This is a genomic window from Muriicola sp. (assembly GCF_049669965.1).
Classification (GTDB): Bacteria; Bacteroidota; Bacteroidia; order Flavobacteriales; family Flavobacteriaceae; genus Muriicola.
The window spans coordinates 1-1,851 of sequence record NZ_JBATLB010000206.1 but is presented as its reverse complement, the minus strand read 5'-3'; the positions used below and the strand labels follow the sequence as shown (position 1 = coordinate 1,851).

General features: G+C 41.0%; 2 protein-coding genes. Both read left to right on the top strand.

Annotation, left to right across the window (positions count from 1 at the left end; genetic code table 11):
- Positions 1-1,230: GH3 family domain-containing protein (locus WBM49_RS10605; protein WP_424372023.1), on the top strand; the 1,230-nt coding region annotated here is incomplete at its 5' end.
- Between the two features lie 64 nt (positions 1,231-1,294).
- Positions 1,295-1,851 (top strand): DUF6909 family protein (locus tag WBM49_RS10600; protein ID WP_424372022.1); only part of this gene is annotated, 557 nt, incomplete at its 3' end.

Below are 1,851 nucleotides of genomic sequence, written 5' to 3'. Positions count from 1 at the left end.
GGAAAACCTATTTATTTTGCAAAAACAAGTGGCTCAACCTCCGGAGCAAAATATATCCCTATCACAAAGGTTTCTATAAAACACCAGGTAGAAGCGTCCCGAAATGCCATTCTTAGTTATATCCATGAGACCGGAAGAACCTCTTTTGTAAATGGCAAAATGATCTTTTTACAGGGCAGTCCGGAACTTACAGAAAAAAACGGAATAAAACTGGGCAGGCTCTCTGGGATTTCTGCACATTATGTCCCTAACTATCTACAAAAGAACAGATTGCCCAGTTGGGAAACCAATTGTATTGAGGATTGGGAAACAAAGGTGGAGAAGATCGTAGAAGAAACAATTGATCAGGATATGACGGTCATTGCGGGGATTCCTTCCTGGGTACAAATGTATTTTGAAAAACTCAGGGCGGTTTCCGGCAAAAAAATAGGAGAGCTTTTTAAGAATTTTGAACTATTTATCTATGGCGGGGTAAATTATGAACCGTACCGTGCAATGTTCGAAAATTTAATGGGCCGAAAGGTTGCCAGCATAGAGCTTTTCCCTGCCAGCGAAGGATTTTTTGCCTATCAGGACAAACAGAACGAAAGGGGAATGCTGCTTTTGCTAGACTCAGGGATCTTCTATGAATTTGTACGAGCGGACGACTTTTTCAATGAAAATCCGGAAAGGATCACACTAGAGGAGGTGGAAATTGGGGTAAACTACGCGATGATCATCTCTACGAACGCCGGGTTATGGGCCTATGATTTGGGAGATACCATTCAGTTTATTTCTGTAAAACCCTATAGGGTAATTGTTTCAGGCAGAATTAAGCATTTTATTTCGGCCTTTGGAGAACATGTTATTGCCAAGGAAGTAGAATATGCCATGCAAGAAGCTATTGGGTCATCAGGTGCGCAAGTAAATGAGTTTACTGTGGCCCCACAGATCACCCCGGAAAATAAAGAGCTTCCATATCACGAATGGTTTATTGAATTCGGGAAGAAACCTACCGATATGAAAAAGTTTGCACAAATCCTGGATCAGGCCCTTCAGCAGCAAAATAGTTATTACCTGGATCTAATCAAGGGAAGTATTTTGCAACCATTGAAGATCACTTCCATAAAATCAGGCGGTTTTCAAACCTATATGAAATCAGTTGGAAAATTAGGAGGCCAAAATAAGGTACAGCGGTTATCTAATGACAGGAAGCTGGCATCGGGATTGGAAGTTCAAAAGGAGGTCTAGAGATAGTAAGCAGGCCATAAGAGAAGCAAAATCAGGAATATATAGTGTATTTTTGTGTTAATTTATGAGCAAAATTAAGGACACAACCAGGGCACAGGAGTCTACAAACGCTATTGAACGTTTGTATATCACCATGCGGCATCTGTTCAACAGGGGCTTTTACAAACCAATGGGGGTTTCGGGTGAGACACTGCGAAATGCCCTTTTATTGTTAAGACCGGAGATCTACGGGACTGTAGCGGAAGAAAAAACAGAGCTCAACGGACTCATTTATGTGCTGGAAAGGCTCCCTGAAGGAATAGAGCAATGTCGTTTTATCAACCTTACTTCGGATGAAGGATATTCAAAGACACATTTCCAGCCTATTATACCCCCAAAAAGAAGACGGAACTGTTACAGGATCGATGAAGAACAGATGAATATAGAGATCACCAGAGGAAGGTCTGATATTTATGATATTCTCACGCATCTTACTTTTCTATTTATTGAATCCGGTAAAATTTGCAAACGGGTATTAATTGAAGATACCGATAAGACAATAAGGGACTGGAAAAAATTAGAGTTAGCGGTAAAAAAAGCCAAGCTCAACCAGGCAGAAAAGGAAGTGGCACTGATCCACAC